At 62.8% G+C, this 18,194-nt stretch carries 16 protein-coding genes; 3 read left to right on the top strand and 13 right to left on the bottom strand.

The window, feature by feature from the left end:
- Nucleotides 1-79 precede the first annotated feature (79 nt).
- The 13 genes from X726_RS152815 to X726_RS152865 all read right to left on the bottom strand — a co-directional run bounded on the left by X726_RS152815 (nt 80) and on the right by X726_RS152865 (nt 15,692).
- On the bottom strand, nt 80-925 hold the full coding sequence (locus tag X726_RS152815) for a DUF1194 domain-containing protein (RefSeq protein WP_023670381.1): 846 nt from the start codon (nt 923-925) through the stop codon (nt 80-82).
- Between the two features lie 94 nt (nt 926-1,019).
- Entirely contained in the window at nt 1,020-1,490 is a 471-nt protein-coding gene (locus tag X726_RS1000000168095; RefSeq protein ID WP_023670380.1) for a site-2 protease family protein, read from the bottom strand.
- 11 nt (nt 1,491-1,501) lie between these two features.
- Nucleotides 1,502-1,804 carry a hypothetical protein gene (locus X726_RS1000000168090; RefSeq protein ID WP_210164217.1) on the bottom strand — a complete coding sequence of 101 codons (303 nt, stop codon included), beginning with the start codon at nt 1,802-1,804 and terminating at the stop codon, nt 1,502-1,504.
- A 177-nt stretch (nt 1,805-1,981) separates the two neighbouring features.
- Nucleotides 1,982-4,543: an FAD-dependent oxidoreductase gene (locus X726_RS152820; protein WP_023670378.1), complete on the bottom strand. Its 2,562-nt coding sequence runs from the start codon at nt 4,541-4,543 to the stop codon at nt 1,982-1,984.
- Between the two features lie 155 nt (nt 4,544-4,698).
- On the bottom strand, nt 4,699-5,454 hold the full coding sequence (locus X726_RS152825) for an FkbM family methyltransferase (protein WP_023670377.1): 756 nt from the start codon (nt 5,452-5,454) through the stop codon (nt 4,699-4,701).
- Entirely contained in the window at nt 5,451-6,686 is a 1,236-nt protein-coding gene (locus X726_RS152830) for a glycosyltransferase 87 family protein (protein WP_023725592.1), read from the bottom strand. The genes X726_RS152825 and X726_RS152830 overlap by 4 nt, the downstream gene beginning before the upstream one ends.
- Nucleotides 6,687-6,720: 34 nt before the next feature.
- Complete coding sequence (locus tag X726_RS152835; protein WP_245261312.1) at nt 6,721-8,151, bottom strand: aspartate aminotransferase family protein; 1,431 nt, start codon at nt 8,149-8,151, stop codon at nt 6,721-6,723.
- A gap of 67 nt (nt 8,152-8,218) precedes the next feature.
- A complete protein-coding gene (locus X726_RS152840) occupies nt 8,219-9,226 on the bottom strand; it encodes an NAD(P)-dependent oxidoreductase (RefSeq protein ID WP_023670374.1) in 1,008 nt (335 codons plus the stop codon).
- Nucleotides 9,223-9,672 carry an EamA family transporter gene (locus tag X726_RS152845; RefSeq protein WP_023670373.1) on the bottom strand — a complete coding sequence of 150 codons (450 nt, stop codon included), beginning with the start codon at nt 9,670-9,672 and terminating at the stop codon, nt 9,223-9,225. Before X726_RS152845 ends, X726_RS152840 begins: the two co-directional genes overlap by 4 nt.
- A 124-nt stretch (nt 9,673-9,796) precedes the next feature.
- Nucleotides 9,797-11,149: an FAD-binding oxidoreductase gene (locus tag X726_RS152850; RefSeq protein WP_023670372.1), complete on the bottom strand. Its 1,353-nt coding sequence runs from the start codon at nt 11,147-11,149 to the stop codon at nt 9,797-9,799.
- Between the two features lie 3 nt (nt 11,150-11,152).
- Complete coding sequence (locus X726_RS152855; RefSeq protein ID WP_023670371.1) at nt 11,153-12,586, bottom strand: UbiA family prenyltransferase; 1,434 nt, start codon at nt 12,584-12,586, stop codon at nt 11,153-11,155.
- Nucleotides 12,587-12,793: 207 nt separating this feature from the next.
- Nucleotides 12,794-13,057 carry a hypothetical protein gene (locus X726_RS152860; protein ID WP_023670370.1) on the bottom strand — a complete coding sequence of 88 codons (264 nt, stop codon included), beginning with the start codon at nt 13,055-13,057 and terminating at the stop codon, nt 12,794-12,796.
- Nucleotides 13,058-13,202: 145 nt separating this feature from the next.
- The gene (locus X726_RS152865; RefSeq protein ID WP_023670369.1) at nt 13,203-15,692 is read right to left on the bottom strand and encodes a mechanosensitive ion channel family protein; all 2,490 of its coding nucleotides are present in this window, start codon (nt 15,690-15,692) and stop codon (nt 13,203-13,205) included.
- Nucleotides 15,693-16,011: 319 nt separating this feature from the next.
- Here X726_RS152865 and X726_RS152870 point away from each other — a divergent pair, with 319 nt between their 5' ends.
- From X726_RS152870 to X726_RS0135315, 3 genes are all read left to right on the top strand, one after another.
- Nucleotides 16,012-17,271, top strand: coding sequence for a sarcosine oxidase subunit beta family protein (locus tag X726_RS152870; protein ID WP_023670368.1), 1,260 nt, complete (start codon nt 16,012-16,014; stop codon nt 17,269-17,271).
- 11 nt (nt 17,272-17,282) lie between these two features.
- On the top strand, nt 17,283-17,579 hold the full coding sequence (locus X726_RS152875) for a sarcosine oxidase subunit delta (protein WP_023670367.1): 297 nt from the start codon (nt 17,283-17,285) through the stop codon (nt 17,577-17,579).
- Nucleotides 17,576-18,194 (top strand): 2Fe-2S iron-sulfur cluster-binding protein (locus X726_RS0135315; RefSeq protein WP_031214991.1); only part of this gene is annotated, 619 nt, incomplete at its 3' end. The genes X726_RS152875 and X726_RS0135315, both read left to right, overlap by 4 nt.

Below are 18,194 nucleotides of genomic sequence, written 5' to 3'. Positions count from 1 at the left end.
CGGATGCCGAATTGTGTCACAGACGCCCATGGGCTTGTCAATGAAACCGGCCCTTCACGGCAGCGTGATGATGCGAACGCTAACGCGCATCGAACATCCAGCTGCGGTCGCGCCACATCTTTTCGCCGACCTGGCAGTCGGTCGGCCGGTCCTGCGCCAGCACCACCGGCGGACGCCCGGCCTCCTCGCGCGCCCGTTGCGGCGAAGCGGCGCCGGCCAGCTCCAGCACCAGCTTGCGGCGGATGGTTTCCGGAAACTGCGTCCAGTCATTGACCGGGATCATGAAGGATCCGGGACCGCCGATGACGCAGTCGCTGTAGTAGCGGTCGAGATTGTTGACGTCATAGGCGCCGCCGAACCCGCCGCGCGTCATCAGCGGCAGGCCGTTGATGATGATGCCTTGCTTGACCACCGCGTCGCGGGTGATGTCGACGGGCGCGCCCTGGTTGTTGGGCCCGTCGCCGGAAATATCGATGACGCGCTTTGTCCCCTGAAAACCGCTTTCGGCGAACAGATCGCTGCCGAATTCCAGCGCGCCGGAAATCGAGGTGCGCCGGGCGCTGGCCGGCGGATGGGCGGAAAGCTGCGCGGCCACCCGCTCGGCATCGGCCCGGCTGGCGATCACCGTCCACGGCACGACGACCTGCTGCGTGGTCGCTCCCGCCCATTCGACATAGGTGACGGCGACCTTGCCGTAGGCGCCATCGGCGATGGCCTGCAGAACATTGTCGTGCGTCAGCGCAGCAGCATAGCCGTGACGCTGGATTTCAAGTTCGCCCGGCGACATCGACAGCGACACGTCGACGGCCAGCACCAGCTCGACGTCGACCGGCTCGGCGGCTTGAACCGGCGGCACCAGCCAGAGCCCCAGCGCCAGCGCGGCGCTGCCTGAAAGGAAATGTCGTGCGCAAGAAAAAGCAGACATACCCGAAGGTAAGCGAAAACCGGCTGCTGACAAAGCAAAAAGCCGGGACTGAGGGCTTCTACATCTAACCCCGAAACGGCGGCGCGGTTCGGCCTCATTTGTTGATGGGTCGCCCACCTTTGCCGCGCCATTCCACGTCGTCGGCTCCGGCCTTCGCCGCTTCCGGGTTTGGACGGGACTTCTTTCTGCCGGTGCCACGAAGCGCCCTCCAGTTCGGCTTGAATGATGGCGGCAGCCACAACAGGATGCCTGCTATCGCGGCGGGCAGGATCACGGCGAAACGCAATACCGACAGCACGACACCGCAGAACCCGACGATACGCGCCGCCCGCCCCTCGCCGAAGCGCCGCGCAAGCAGATGCCGCGCGATCACCCCACCATCCAGAGGGTATGCCGGTAGAATGTTGAGGACGGCGAGTACCCCATTCAACATGGCGCCGATCCATAGCGTCCACGCAAGATAAGTCATCGGCATTGGAGGCGGCGCACTGAACAAGCTGTCCGATTCGACAGGCGCCAAAGGTTTGGCGATCAGATAATAGGAAGCAGCGAAAAACGCCGCCAACAGGATGTTGGTCAGGGGTCCGGCAAACGCAATCCACGCCCAACCATAGGACGACGTGGCGCCGCGCTTGAGTAGGCAACCCCGCCAAACAGATAAAGCTCAATCCTGTTGGTGCCGATCCCTTGCCGGTGGGCAACCCATGTGTGCGCCAGTTCGTGCAGGATCACCGATACGAAAAACAGTGCGGCAAAGATCGATGTGTGGATCAGCGCGGTTTTGGGACGCGTCGACCACTCGTGCAGAAAGGGCAGGACAACCGGGATGGCAAAGGTCCAGCTGACGAGAACGGGGATGTTCCCATTCACGCTGAACACCAGCGCATCGTTCTTCCTGTCCCAGCCAAATCGCCGCAAGTGCTTCACTCCGCCCGAAGCGACGGTAGGCGAGAATTGCCAGCTTACAAAGAGAAAAGCCCGGCAAGAAGCCGGGCTTTCGTCTGTTCGTTTTGCGTCACACCAATATGAGCGGTGCTGCCGAGAAATCGACGGCGCTCAACTCCTCGGCTTCAAATTCTCTGGATCGTAGAGCGGCTTGTAGCCGACGGCAGCCACCTCGACCGGGTAGGTCTCGCCGAAATATTCGATGGCGAACTTGCGGCCCTCCTGGGCATGGGCCCAGGGCAGATAGGCGAGGCCGATGTTCTTGCCGATGGTCGGGCCATAGGCCATCGATGTGGTGAAGGAGCGGCGGCCGAGTTCGTCGACCAGCGTCTCGCCGGTCTTCGGATCCATCACCGGCATGGTGCCGACGGGATAGCGGGCAACACCTTTCGAATCGACGTTTTCCGTCATCACCAGCGTGCACAGGATCGCCGGCTGGTGCTCGCGGGCGCGGTATTCGACATGTTTTGCCTTGCCGCAGAAATCGTTCTCCTTGACCTTCGGTCGGGCAAGGTCGGCCTCGAGCAGATTGTACTCGGTCAACAGGTCGGCGTTCTGCAGGCGCAGGCTCTTTTCCATGCGCCGGGTGTTGGCATAGGTCTCGACGCCGAACGGCATGACCCCGGTCGAGCGCAGCGCGTCCCAAACGGCCAGGCCGTCTTCGTAACGCATATGCAGTTCCCAGCCCTGCTCGCCGACATAAGAGATGCGGAAGGCGGTGACGTCCTTGCCGCCGATCCTGACCGGCTTGATCGCCGCGAACGGGAAGTTCTCGAGCGAGAGACCATCCGGATTTTCGACCACTTTCTGCAGCGTCGCCCGCGCGTTCGGTCCCCAGATGCCGATGGTGACATATTTTTCCGTCACGTCGGTGATGGTGACGTCAAAGCCTTTGTCCTGGGCGGTGCGCTGCATGTAGCGGAAGTCGCGCGGGCCGGCGTCGGCGCCGTCGATCAGCCGGCAGCGGTCGGCCATGCGGATGACGGTGAAGTCGGCGCGCACCATGCCTTCCTCGTCGAGGAAGTGGGTGTAGATACCCTTGCCGATGTTGTTGTCGCCACCGATCTTGGCCGCGCACAGCCACTCCAGCAGCGCGACATGATCCGGCCCTTCGATGTCGTACATCGAGAAATGCGAGAGGTTGACGATGCCGCAATCCTCGCTCATCGCCAGGTGCTCGGCATTGGACACCCGCCAGAAATGGCGATTGTCCCACTCGTTCTCACGTATGGGAACCCGGTTGCCATACTTCTCCAGCAGATGCTCGTTGGCGGCATAGCCATGCGCGCGCTCCCAACCGCCCAGCTCCATGAAGTAACCGCCAAGCTCCTTCTCGCGCTCCCAGAATGGCGAGCGGCGGATGTTGCGGCCTTTGGAGAACGGCTCGCGCGGATGCACCGCCGGATTGTAGACCTTCATCGCCGTCTCGGTGCAGCGATCCCAGATGAACTGCTCTTTCGTCTGGTGCGGATAGAAGCGCGCATAGTCGATGGCGTGATGGTCGATTTCCGTGCGGCCGTCCGTCATCCAGTCGGCGATCAGCTTGCCCATGCCGGGGCCGTCCTTGACCCAGATGGCGACGGCGTACCAGAGGCCCCTCACCTTCTGGCTCTCGCCCATGGACGGGCCGCCATCGGCGGTCACCTGCAACAGGCCGTTGAAGGAATGGCTTTCGTTGTAGCCGAGTTCGCCCAGGATCGGCATCAGTTCCATGGCGCGCTCCAGCGGCGCCAGGATCTGCTCCATGTCGAGATCGCGCTGCGACGGCGACAGCCGCGCCTGATCCTTTTCCAGCAAATCGCGCGGATGGCAAAGACGCGGATTGGTCTCTTCGTAGTAACCCCATTCGATCTGGCCGCCTTCGGCGGTCCTGGGGTCGCCGGTGTCGCGCATATAGGCCGAATTACCCTGGTCGCGCAGCAGCGGCCAGCCGATCTCCTTGCCCGTGCCGGCAAACTCATTGTAGGGACCGAAGAACGTCAGCGGATGGTCGATCGGCATGACCGGCAGGTCTTCGCCGACCATCTCGGCGATCAGCCGGCCCCAGATGCCGGCGCAGACGATGACATAATCGGCCATGATCGTGCCGCGGTCGGTGACGACGCCCTTGATGCGGCCCTCCTCGACGATGAGAGATTTGGCCGGCGTGTTGGCGAAGGACTTCAACTTGCCCGACGCTTCCGCCTGGTCGACCAGCTTGCCGGCGACGGTCTGCGAGCGCGGGATGACCAGGCCGGCGTCCGGATCCCACAGGCCGCCCTGCACCATGGACTCTTCGATCAGCGGGAATTTTTCCTTGATCTCGGCCGGTTCGATCAGCCGGGCGCGGGTGCCGAAGGATTTGGCCGAGGCGATCTTGCGCTTGATCTCGTCCATGCGGCTGTCGTCGCCGACGCGCGCCACTTCGAGACCGCCGATGCGGGCGTAATGGCCCATCTTTTCGTAGAAATCGATCGAGTAGAGCGTCGTCCAGCACGACAGGAAATCATGGCTCGTGGTGTAGCAGAAGTCCGAGGCATGCGCGGTCGAGCCGATATCGGTCGGGATGCCCGACTTGTCGATGCCGACAATGTCGGTCCAGCCGCGCTCGATCAGATGATGCGCGATCGACGCGCCGACAATGCCACCCAGGCCGACGATGACGACCTTCGCCTGTTTCGGAAACTCTGCCATTGCCCGCGACTCCAAGGGGATAAAGCGGGCGCGTCCGCGCCCGTTCGAATGGCGCACAATATGCAGAGGACGTGGATGCAGCTACCGCCTGTTTGCGACACGTCGCGGATGCGACGCGACCCGGCGCGCCGGCGTGCCGCCAGTGGCGATCTATCTCAGGCGAAGGCCCAGATGTCCTCGGCCTGGAAGCCGACCTGATAGCCTGATGTCTTCAGCTTGACCACGACCTGGCCGATTTCGGCGGCCGGCAGCGCGCCGACCTCGACCTTGATCATGCCCGGACGATAGCGCTTGAGATCGAGCTGTTCGAAGACGATCCAGTCGGCGCCCTCGCAATCGACCAGGAAGGCGTCGATATGCGTGATGCCGTTGCGGTCGAGCAGCGTCTGCAGCGTTTCCGACGGCACCTCGATATCCCTCACGTGCGGCGCGAACTTGTTGAAATTGGCGTCGTCCTCGCCCCAGGCATTCTTGCCCGACATCAGATTGGTGTCGGTGACCGACGAGCAGCCGATGAACTCGATCGGCAGCGTGCCGGCCTCGAGTGCCGCGGCATCGAAAGTGTGGACGGTGATCGTGCCCTTGGTCTTCGTCACCGCGACCGGTTCGATGACGAAGCGTTCCGTGTCGGGATAGTTGGCCCGCAACCGCTTCTGATTGTACGGGATCGGCTCGACCAGCACGGCCCGCGCCCGCGGAATGCGGTGCAGCCACGGCGTGACGTCGTCGAACAGCGCGCCGTCGCAAGCGCCGACATTGACCATCTGGAAGGCTTGCCCACCGCCAAACCGCGCCTTCAGCGCCGCCTTGGCCAGGAATTTCGTGCCACGCAACGCCGGCCCCCGATCGAGCAGGCCGGCGGGCAGGCCGAGCGAAAGGGCGATGCGCGCCAGGCCGGAAATGGAACTCATGGCTTATCTCCAGGTATGGCGTGCAAGGCGATGGGCCGCCTTCCATTCAGGCTTGCCGACGCCCACAGCGCCATGATCGGGCCGACGAGCAAAAGGTAGGGCGGCAGAAGGTTCGGGAAGTAGATGCGGGTGTCGTGGATCGGAAAGACGGTGAATTTCGCCAGCACGCCAAGCACCAGTGCTGCAAGCAGGATGCCGGCGCGGCGATCGAGCCGGAAGCCGGCGCGGCTGAGCGCAAGCCACCCGGCCAGCGCCAGAACCCAGACCCCGACCCAACTGTTGAGGCTGGTGGCGCGAATGAAGGATGCGGCGAACGCCTTGACATAGGCGCCAACCGAGAACGGTGGCTCGAAGCCATCCATATTGTAGTGCTGCTCGATGCTGGAGAACCACAGATGCGGCCACCAGCCGGGATGCTGCGCCCAATGCGAAATCGCGAAATAAGCGACGAAGGACGCGGCAAAGCCGGCCAGCGCGCCCCACGCCCGCTGCCGGAAGACCAGCAGCAGCACGGCGAAGATGGCCAGAAAAACAATATTGTCCGGCCGCGCCATGAAGGCCAGGAAAAGCAGGACAGCGGTCGCTGCCTCGCGGCCGCGCACATAGGCAAGCAGCCCGCCGAGGAACAGCGCCGAGCACAACAGATCCGGGGTCGAGGCGCGTGCCGCGTCGCCGAAATCGGCCATGATCAGCACCGCGCCGGCCACCGGCGCCAGCGCCAACGCGCCTTCGGTTCGCAGCCACAGCAGCGTGATCATCCCGAACAGCAGCACCGAGACCACCTGCAGCACCCGCATCGCCTCGACAGGCGACATCACCGAACTCATCGTCGAAAGAATCTCGGCGTAGAGGAACTTGATCCGGTACATGCCAAGCAGCGAGTGAAAGTCGGCGGCATTTTGCGCCATATGGCTGCGGAAACCGCCACCATCGTCGGTCAGCGTCTTGTAGTCGCCGGCCGACACGCCGGCCTGGACCGTGCTGTAGGCATAGTCATGCAATGCCTGCGCATCGGGATAAGCGCCCTCCTCGGCGATGGCGAGATAGGGCAGCATGTCCCAATTGGCGTCGGGCATCGTCAAGGCCATGAACGCCGTCAGCAGGATATAGAGCGAAAACGCGATCGCGCCGACCGGAGCCGCCCATCGCGCATAAGTCCCCTCGCCCCACGCGAGAGCGGCCGCAGTCAGCCGGTCGAGTGTGTTTTGCGGGGCGGGAGACTTGCTCAGCATTGTCGGACTCAGGACTTCGCTCAACGGACTTCTTTTAACGGACTTGGCTTTTGACGAAATCCTTGACGATTCCCACGATGCCGCGCGACAGCAGGCTGTCGAAAGCATCGACGAAACGGTCGACATGCTCGCGCTGGCAGATCAGCGGTGGCTCGAGACGGATGACGTTGCGGTTGTATTCGGTGAAGGCGACGAGCACGTCATAGTCGCGCAACAACAGCGCGCCGACGAAGCCCGACAGCGAGCCCTTCAGCTTGTCGTCGAGGACGCTGACGATCGGACGTAGCACCATCGGCAAGGTCTGCGAGAAGTCGTGGAACTCGAGCCCGATCATAAAGCCTTTGCCGCGCACGTCCTTGATGATCTTAGGGTACTTCTCCTTCAGCGCCTGCAGGCGCTGCAGCAGATAGTCGCCGGCAGTGGCGGCGTTGTCGATCAGCCCCTCATCATAGAGCACGTTGATGCCCTCGATCGCGGTGACGCAGGCCTCGCCCATGCCGCCAAAGGTGGCCATGGCATGGATCATCGCCGTCTTCGGCGTGCCATAGGCCTTCATATAGACCTCGCGCCGGGCGACCATCGCGCCGACCGCCGCCTTGCCTGCGCCGAGCGACTTGGCCAGCGCCGTCACATCGGGCACGACGCCATAATGTTCGAAGGCGTAGAAGCGGCCGGACCGGCCATAGCCGCACTGCACTTCATCAGCCACCCACAGCACCCCATAGTGGTCGCAGAGCGCGCGCAATTTCTGCCAGTATTGCGCCTCTGCCTGGATGATGCCGCCGCCGCCCTGGATGGTCTCGAGTACGATGACGCCGACCTCCGGGTCGGAGCGGAACAGCCGCTCGACCGCTTCGATATCGGCGAACGGAATGCGCACGGTGTTCTCAGCCATCTTGAAGTCCGCGCGGTAGAGCTGGCCGTCGGTGATGCCGAGCACGCCCTTGGTCTTGCCGTGGAAGGAATTCTCGGCATAGACGACCTTCGGCCGCTTCGGCCCGGCGGCGCGCTCGGCGAGCTTCACCGCCGCTTCCATCGCTTCCGAACCCGACGAGCCCAGAAATACCATGTCGAGATCGCCGGGCGAGCATTTGGCGATGTTGTGCGCCAGCGCCGATGCATATTGCGACATGAAGGCGATGGCGATTTCCTGGCGCTTCTCCTCCTGGAATTTGCGCCTGGCCTCCAGGATGCGCGGATGGTTGTGGCCGAAGGCCAGCGAACCGAAGCCGCCGAAGAAGTCGAGAATCTTGCGGCCGTTCTGGTCGATGTAGAACATGCCTTCGGCACGCTCGATCTTGATCTTGTGGAAGCCGAGCAGCTTCATGAAATGCAGCTGGCCCGGATTGAGATGCGCCTTGAACAGGTCGGTCATGCGCGCGACATCCATCGCCTTCGCCTGCTCGACGCTGATCAGGTCGGGCTTGGCGATGGCGGTAGGCGACAACGCCGGCGCGCCGACCATGGTGCGCGCGTTCGTCTGCTCAGGCTTGGCCATGACGGTCATTTCGGAGTTCTCCTGGTCGTCCCACTTATTCGGCGGGGACATGATTGGCGGTGACGGCAAGCCCGTCTTTCTTGGCGCGGTATTCGCTGTAGGCGGCGATCAGCATGTCCTCGTCGCGATATTGCGGCACCCAGCCGAGCTGGCGCTCGGCCTTGGATACGTCGAGCACGCACTCCTCATCGGCGATCAGATATTGTTCGGGATCCATGATCGGCATGTTCATGAGATCGAGCAGGTCGAGGGTGCGCTTGACCGCCCAGCCCGGCGTCGGGATCAGCAGCGATTTCGAGCCGGCATGCTTGATCAGGTCGCCCAGCAATTTCTTCACCGGCGGCGGATTGAGGGAGCCCAGATTATAAGCCTGGTTGGGCACGCCTGCCTTCCAGGCCGAGCGGGCAGCTTCCGCGCAATCGAACACCGAGATGAACTGATAGGGGTTCTTGCCCGAGCCGATCATCGGCACAGGAAAATTCCAGTCGATCAGTTTGAACAGCTTTTCCAGGATCCCGAGCCGGCCGGGACCGATGATCAGACGCGGGCGAAACAGCGAGATCGACATGCCGCGCTTGCGCCATTGCGCGGCGAGTTCCTCGGTCTTCTGCTTCGACCATCCATATTCGCCGAGCGGCGCGACCGGATGTTCCTCGGTCATCGGCTGGGTGACCGTATGGCCGTAGATCATGTCGGTGGTGTAGTGGACGAGCTTGGACGCGCCGGCCTTGTCCATCGCCTGCATGATGTGTTCGGTGCCATGGAAATTCACCGGAAAGAAGAAGTCGTGACGCTTGGCCCGCACCTGGATCGGCGACAGCATTTTGGCCGACAGGTTGTAGATCATGTCGTCGGCCTTCAATCCGATGTTGGCCACCGAGGCCGTATCCGTGACATCGCAGGTGACGAAGCGAACGTTGCGATAGTGCGTCAGGTCGCTCTTGACGATGTCGGCAACGACAACCTCTTCACCATCGGCCACAAGCTTCGGGGCAAGATGACGGCCGACGAAGCCGTCGCCGCCGAAAATAACATGTCTCATCGAACGATCTCGTTTGTCTGGATCTTGTCGGGGATGATGGAAGCGGTTTGGTCGTCATGCCCGCGCCCGCCCAAGTCTCGACCGCTTTGCGCGATCAGCACGGTGCCAACGCAGATGAAGGCGATGCCGGCAATGCGCCAGGCATTGAGGTCCTCGCGGAAGATGAAATAGGCGAAGATCGCAACCGCGACATAGGCAAGGCTGAGGAACGGATACGCAAAGCTGAGCTCGACCTTGGACAGCACGTAGAGATGCGAAGCCATCGAGATGACGAAGGTGCACAGGCCGAGAAACACCCATGGGCTGAAAACGACCTGCAACAGCCTCAACAGCGGATTGGTGCCTTCGAACGAAATGGGACCGAGCGACATCATGCCTTGCTTCAGCATCAGCTGCGCGGCGGCATTGGTCATGACCGTGAACAGAATGAAGACGATGTATTTCATATTTTGCACCCGCCACTCGCAACGGTCCTATTACTAACCTGCAAACATTTCGTGAAGTCACGACAATGCTTTGAGTAAACTACGGAACTTACGATCTATTCACCATGACTTATTCGGATTGTACCTATTCAGCTGCCTCGACACGCCTTGGCCGGACGTTGAGCATTTTCGCCGTCCGCAGCCAGAAACTGGACACGAAAGCCGGGTCGCGCAGCGCTTCAAGCCGCTGCCAATTCGGGAAGGAGGCCGCGAAAGTATCAGCGCCCATGCGCGCATCCTTGTACGGGTTGACCGCGCCGCCGGCCGCGACCGTGATGCGGTCGAGTTCGCTGAGCAGGGCCAGCGTCCTGTCGCCGCGATTGGGGAAATCCAGCGTCAACGTGAAGCCTGGCCGCGGAAAGGACAGCAGCCCCGGCGAGCGGATCGAGCCGAAGCGCTTCAACACGGTGAGGAAAGAGCCCTGCCCGGCCCGTCGCGCCGCATCGAGCAGCGCCGGCACGGTCTGACGCGCGACATTTTCCGGCACCAAGCTCTGGTGCTGGTAGAGACCTTTCGGGCCATACAGCCGATTCCAGTCGCCGACACCATCAAGCGGAAAGAAAAAGCCCTGGTAGCCGGTTTGGCTCGGCCCCGGCGAGCGCCCCTTCTTCCACCGATAGGCGGCGTTGAAGGCGGTGAGGAACGGCCGGTTGAGCACATTGAACGGCGGCTGGAACGGCACTGAAAAACGGGAGCCGGCGCGAGACGCCGCATGCGAGCCATACTCGGCATGATTGCCTGTCAACAACAGGCCGCGCCCGCGGCCATGGCCGCCGGCAAGCTGGTCGATCCAGGCGACGGCATATTCATTGGCCTGGTCGGCGGCCTCGGCCAGTTCGAAGAATTCGCCGAGATCGGCAAACCGCGTTACCTTCTCGGCGATGTCGAGCGAATGCACCCGCATCAGCCGGATCGAGGCCGACAGGATCAGGCCGGTCAGCCCCATGCCGCCGATCGTCGCCGCAAACAGCCTTGCATTGTCGGTTGCCGAGCAGGTGTAGGTCCGCCCGTCCGAGCGCAACAGGGTGAGAGACTCGACATGGCAGCCGAAAGTGCCGCGCCGGTGATGGTTCTTGCCATGGACGTCATTGGCGATCGCGCCGCCAAGGGTGACGAACTGGGTGCCTGGGACCACAGTCGGAAAGAAGCCGTAAGGTGCAGTGTGCGCAATGATATCGGAGAGGAACACGCCGGCCTCCGCCTCGAGCAGGCCGGTCTCGGCATTGAAGGCGCCGATGCGGTTCAGCGGCCGCATGTCCACGACCGCACCTGGCTCGTTCTGGCAGGAATCACCGTAGGAGCGGCCATTGCCATAGGCGAGCAGAGCGTTCTTTGTCGCCTTGCCGCTTCGCATCAGCGCGATGGCATCGTCGGCCGCGATGGCTCGCTTTGCGGCCGGCGTGGCGAGGCCAAAACTCCCGTACCGTTCGCCGGCCATGCCCTACCAGCCTCCCGCGACCAGAAGGGCGGCGCCGATCACCACGACGATCTGGCTTCGCCAGTCGCGAATGATGAAGATGACCGGATCGTCATTCATCTCGTTGCGGCGCGCCAGGATCCAGACCCGCATGGTCAAATACAGCACGATCGGCGCCAGCGGCCAGACCAGCCAGGGATGCGGATAGAGTTCGCGCACGGAGACGCTGTCCATGTAGAGCGCCAGCACCAGCGCCGAGGAGAAGGCCGACGCCATGCCCGCCTGGGCGACGATCTCCTGATCTTCGATGCGGTAGCCGCGACCGGCAATGCGCTCGCCCACCGGAATGGCTGTGGTGCGCAGTTCGACATAGCGCTTCACCAGCGCCAGCGACAGGAAGAAGAAAATCGAGAAGGCGAGCAGCCAGAACGAGACTTCGACCCCGGTCGCCGCAGCACCTGCCAGCACACGCACCGTGTAGAGCCCGGCCAGCGTCAGTACGTCGGCCAGGAGCATGCGCTTGAACGACAGCGAATAGGCTGTGGTCACCACCAGATAGCCGGCGAGCACGCCCAGGAACTCGATCGGCAACAGAAGCCCGGCGGCAATGCCGATCGCCAGCAGCACCGCCATCGCGCCGAGACCGAACGGGATCGACAAAGCGCCGCTGGCGAAAGGCCGGTTGCGTTTGGTCGGATGCTTGCGGTCGAGCGCAAGGTCGAAGAAATCGTTGAGAATGTAGATGGCGGAAGCCACGGCGCTGAAGGAGACGAACGCCAGCAGGCATTGCCAGATCATGTTGATGTTGAAGTATTCATGCGACAGCACCATCGGCACCGCGATCAGCGAATTCTTCAGCCACTGATGCACCCGCAGCATCTTGACGAATGTCTTCAATGTCCTTTTCGGCGCCGGCATCCTTTCGGCGCTATGCGCGGCCTGCCAGCGCTTCGCATGGCGGTCGGGCGCCACGACGATGGCGTTGCGTGCGGCTCCGAAAACCTTGAGGTCGTGCCGGCTGTTGCCGGCATAGTCGAAACCGCCGTCGCCATAGGCGGCGATGAGCGCGTCGCGCTTGCGGCCCGAGGTCATGTTGTGGGGACCGTCGGTCGCCAGCACATAGTCGAAGACGCCCAGATGCGCGGCGATCGTCTCGGCGAACTTGCGTGGCGTACCGGTCGCCAGCACGATCTTGCGTCCGTCGCTATGGTCGGCGCGCAGCCGCTGCAGCAGCGCTTCGCGATAGGGCAGCGAGGCCGGATCGATGTCGATGCGGTCGGCAATCGCTTGTTTCAGCCGCGTCGGGCCGGCGGCCAGCCAGAACGGAACCAGGAAAACATAGAGCGGATTCTTCTTGAGCAGGATGAACAGGCCTTCCCAAAGAAGATCGGTCGCAATCAGCGTACCGTCGAGGTCGACCGCAAGCGGGATTGCGTTCTTGTCCGACCGCGCATCCATATCTTTCCTGCCCAGCTCAAAAACCCGTCGCGCCACGTTTCGGCGTCTGGGTATCCGGCATAGCGAGCAACGGCGCAACGAACGTTAAAACGTCTGGTTGCAACGGATATGCGCCGGGGTATTTCCCTCGTCATCGTTAAGCAACCGTTGCCGTAGACGAGAAAAGGCCGGGCATTGCCCGGCCTCTGCAAGAGCTGCTTGCCGACTTTACTTGATGCGGGCAACGCCACCCGAGATTTCGACCGTTTCCGAGCCGGTCAGGGCCTCGAGGTCACCATTGGGCAAGGTGACGAAACAGCCGTTCGGGCAGAATTCCACGGTTTCGCCGGCGGCCAACGCCAGCTCCGTCTTGCCGCCGCCTTCCGTCACGATCAGCGTACGGGTCTCAGCATCCTTGTTGACCGCGCTGGCGGCAAAGGCCGAGCCACTCGCTGCGGTAAGAGCGATGGCGACGACGAGCGACTTCCACATTTTGCAATATCGGTGTTTCCACACCGCCTCTGTTGCATTTCGCAAGGCATTCTCGCCTTTGCATGTGAGCTTATAGGAGATGCAAGCTGAACCGCAACTGAATGCCGCATTCATGCCGCAATTGGTTTGGGAGGAGCTTGGGGCCTTAGCTGGGATCGGGTTTGCGGGCCTTGCGACCAGTTTTGGCCAGCCGCTTCGCCTCGGCGGCGGCTCTGGCCTCCGCCTGCTCCTTCTCGGCGAACTCGACCTCGATCTTGTCGTCGTCGATCGGCCATGCGTCGGTCTGCTTGACCTTGACCTCGGCGCGCGGCGTCGAGGGGATTTCTATGTGCTCGGCGTCAAAAGCATCGAGAACGGCAAAGCGGATATCGTTCTGAACGATGGCGCCGTTCAGCACATCGGCCAGGAACACGCGGATCTCGAACTCGAGTGCTGCCGGCCCGAAATTGGTGAACAGGACGAAGGGTTCCGGGTTCTTCAGCACCAGCGCATGGCCGCGCGCAATCTCAAGCAGGACCGCGTGTACCCGCTTGACGTCGCTGCCATATGCGACCCCGACCTTGATCTCCACACGTCCGAGCTTGTTGCGGTGCGTCCAGTTGCCGACGGCGTTGTTGATGAGGTTCGAATTGGGCAGGATCACCGATTGCCGCTGGAAGGTCTCGATTTCGGTGGCGCGCACGCTGATCTTCTTGACCGTGCCTGATGTGTCGCCGGCGACGATCCAGTCGCCGACCTTGAACGGCCGCTCGGCGAGCAGGATCAGGCCGGACACGAAGTTGGACACGACATTCTGCAGGCCAAAGCCGATACCCAGCGAAAGTGCGCCGGCAACAAGCGCCAGGTTGGAGAGATCGATGCCCGCCGCCGAGATGCCGACGAGCCCAGCGAGCGCGACGCCGGCATAGCCGACCGCCAGCCGGATCGAGTTGCGCACGCCGGTATCGACCTTGCCGCGCGCCATTACCGAGCCGTCGAGCCAGCCCTGGAACCAGCGGGTCAGGAAATAGCCGATGATGAAAACGACGATGCCGGTGAGGATGCCGGTGACCGAAATCGTCACCGAACCGACGGTGACGCCTGTCGCCAATTTATAGCCCCAGGCCTGGATATCGCCGGGCTGGAAGCCCCACATCAACAGGATCAGCGGCAGGAACACCAGCACGATCATCAGGTTGATGGCGACGCTGACGACGAGGCCGAGTTGGTCGAGCGCGGTGTCCTCATAGCTGGAATTGGTCTTCAGCCAGCGCCCGATGGACGTGCCGGCGAAACCACCCTCCTCGCCGATCTCGCGCGCCGACAGGAAGCCGATATAGGCGGTGAGCAGGATGGTGCCGGTGACCACGACCTGCAACGAGACGAAGATGGCAAGACCGATATAGCCGAACAGTGCCGCCGCAATCGTGAACAGGCCGAGCGCGACACAGGTGTAGCGCAGCCAGGCCGGCCAGGGGCGCCAGCGCCCGTCGGCGTCCTTGTAAGGCTTCAGCAGCGCCATAAGGATCAGGATGACGCCCACGATGACGGTGGCGACAAAACTCCTGGCCACCGTCAGCGACAGGGGCGAGCCCATCTTGTCGTTGACGATCGACAGGAAATTGTTGATGCCGATGACGACTGCCATGGCCGTCGTCAGCCGCACCAGCCAACGCGCCGGGCCGGTCTCGACCTGGATCAGGCGCCAGTTCGGCATGCTGGGCGACAGAGCCGCATTGGTCAGGCGGTTGACACAGAACACTATGGCGATGACGGCTGCCAGCGCGTTGAGGAAAACGCCTATGTCGCCGCGCAGCACATTGTAGTAGTTGTACAGGAACACCGTCGAGGCGAGGAAGGCGCTGACCGCCAGCGTCGGCAGCAAAGTCGACCAGAACGCCACCGACAGGCGACTGAGATATGTCGGATCTTCAACCGACGCGTCGGGCTCGAAGATGCGCCCAAACAGGCGGCGCCCACCGACCAGAAGCACCACCGCCAAAGCAAGCGCCATGAGGGTCGCCGCGAGCATCGCCTGGAACTTGAACTTGAAGGCAAAGCTCAGCCACGATGACACCGCCCTGTAGAAGTTGGCGTATTCGTCCCTTGCGTCGGAAAACACCTGGGGGCTCAGTGCATCGGACAGCACATAGCGCTTGGTTAGGCCGCTGCGAAACAGCTCGCTGCGCATATTACCGATCTTCTCGATCAGCGAATTGATGCGAATCGACAGGTTCTGCGCCCCGGCGATGACGGCGTTGATCTCCGCCTTTTCCGACGCCAGCGCCTGGCGCTCGCCGGTCACGATGTCCGGTTCAGGGGGCTGTCCGGCAGCCGGCGGGGCGCCAAGCTGCTCGAGCCTCGAATTGATCTCTCCCAGCCGCGAACGAAACGCCAGCGCGCTGTTCAGCGCAGCGCGCGACAGCTCTTCCAACTGCAGGCGGATCTCGACAAGGGTGGTGTCGTCGACGCCGTCCTCCTGGACCTTCTTCTCCAGAGCGTCGGTTTTCGTCGTCAAACCCTGCAGGATTTTCTGCTGGTCGGCGACCAGCCCGGCAGGCGCCTGGCCAAGCCCCTGCGCCATCGCGCCGAACGAATGCGGCGCCAAGGCAACGAGCGCGAGGACCAAGATCAGGCGAAAGAAGCGAAAAGACATAATGGTGGCGACTCAAAGGGCGGCAAAGGCCGCTTCTAAAGCGGTCCTTGATAGAGACGCTCATCCCGTGGGGCAAGTCGTGGCGAAGTCATGACAGTTGGGCGCCTTGCGGGAGTCGGCCAGTCGAAAAGCCATGGCGCAATCTTGGCTTTGCGCACGCCGCCTGCTCTATAGTCTGCCGCATCGCACCCGAGCCGGATGGCTTCAGGTCTGTTGGACATGAAATCATCCGGCTCTAAAAATCAAAGATATAGAGCATGATGTCGTCCGAAAACCGCTTCACACTTTTCGGCATCATGCTCTAGGGATGACATGAAGAATGGCGGAATATTCAGCCCTTTCGCTTCTCACGAACGCGCTCAAGGGAAACAAGGACTGGAAGCCGGCCTGGCGCAAGCCCGACCCCAAGGCTTCCTATGACGTCATCATCATCGGTGGCGGCGGCCACGGCCTGTCGACGGCCTACTATCTGGCCAAGGAGCACGGCATCACCAATGTCGCGGTGCTGGAAAAGGGCTGGCTGGGTTCCGGCAATGTCGGCCGTAACACCACGGCGGTGCGCTCCAACTACCTTTTGCCGTCCAACACCCGCTTCTACGAACATTCGATGAAGATGTGGGAGAACCTTTCGCACGACCTCAACTACAACGTCATGTTCTCGCAGCGCGGCTGCCTGAATCTGGCTCACACGCCGGGCCAGTTCGACGACCTGGCAAGGCGCGGCAACGCCATGCGCCATCTCGGCGTCGATGCCGAGCTGATGAGCACCGCCGAGATCGCGCGCCTGGTCCCGGCGCTGGACATGTCGGCCTCCGCGCGCTTTCCCATCGTCGGCGGCCTGATGCAGCCGCGCGCCGGCACCGCCCGTCACGATGCGGTTGCCTGGGGCTATGCCCGCGGCGCCGACCGACGCGGCGTCGACATCGTCGAGAATTGCGAGGTCACCGGCTTCCTGCGCGACGGCGACCGCATCACCGGCGTGCAGACGACGCGCGGAGAGATCCGCGGCAAGAAAGTCGCCGTGGCCGTTGCCGGCAGCACCGGACGGGTGATGCAGCTTGCCGGCATCGACAGGATGCCGATCGAGAGCCATGTGCTGCAGGCCTTCGTCACCGAATCGCTGAAACCTTTCGTCGACACGGTGCTGACCTTCGGCATGGGTCATTTCTACATGTCGCAGTCCGACAAGGGCGGCCTCGTCTACGGCGGTGACATCGACGGCTACAACAGCTACGCTCAGCGCGGCAACCTGCCCATCGTCGATGAGGTGATGAGCGAGATGCTGGCGCTGTTTCCCGGCCTTGCGCGTGTACGCATGCTGCGCTCCTGGGGCGGCGTCTGCGACATGTCAATGGACGGTTCGCCGATCATCACCACCGGCCCGCTGCCCGGCATGTATCTCAACTGCGGCTGGTGCTATGGCGGCTTCAAGGCGACGCCGGCCTCGGGCTGGTGCTTCGCATACACCATCGCCAAGGACGAACCGCACGCGTTCAACGCGCCGTTCACGCTCGACCGTTTTTATCGCGGCCTAGTGATTGACGACAAGGGCCAGGGCGCAACGCCCCGGCTGCATTAGGGTTCAAACAAATGCTTATCACTTGTCCCTATTGCGGCCCGCGCGACGTCATCGAGTTCACCTATCAGGGCGACGGCAACCGCGAGCGCCCGCAGCCCAACTCGCAGGACCTCGACGCCTGGAACGCCTATGTCTACGATCGGCTGAACCCGGCCGGCGACCACAATGAGATCTGGCAGCATTCGGGCGGCTGCCGCACCCATCTGAGGATGGTGCGCAACACGGTCACGCATGAGATTTCCAGCACCGGTTTCGCCCGCGGCGACCACAATGCCGCCGCCCGGCACAAAGCCGGAGGCAAGTCGTGAGCCCGCGCCGCACCGAGACTGGCGGCCGCGTCGACCGGCTGCGCACCATCCGCTTCACCTTCGACGGCACGCCCTACACCGGCCATGCCGGCGACACGCTGGCCTCGGCGCTGCTTGCTAACGGCGTCACGCTTTTCGGCCGCTCATTCAAATACCACCGCCCGCGCGGCCTGCTCTCGGCCGGCGTCGAGGAACCGAACGCGCTGGTGACGATGCTGCGCGGCGAAGTGCGCGAGCCCAACATCGCCGCAACCATGGTCGAGATCTATGACGGGCTGGTGGCCGTCAGCCAGAACCGCTTTCCCTCGCTCGCCTGGGACATCAACGCCGTCAACCAGCTCGGCGGCAAGATCCTGGCCGCCGGCTTCTACTACAAGACCTTCATGGGCCCTGTCTTCGGCCCCCTGAAAGGCACCCGCTTCTGGATGTTCTGCGAGCATTTCATCCGCCGCGCCGCCGGCCTGGGCCGCGCCGGTATTGCCGCCGACACCTCGCGCTACGAGCGCATGAACGCGTTTTGCGACGTGCTGGTGGTCGGCTCCGGCCCGGCCGGCCTGTCAGCCGCCAAGGCCGCTGCCGACCAGGGCGCGCGCGTCATCCTGGCCGAACTCGAGC

The organism is Mesorhizobium sp. LSJC285A00 (genome assembly GCF_000503155.1).
Lineage (GTDB): Bacteria > Pseudomonadota > Alphaproteobacteria > Rhizobiales > Rhizobiaceae > Mesorhizobium.
This window is presented reverse-complemented; position numbering and strand designations above follow the sequence as displayed.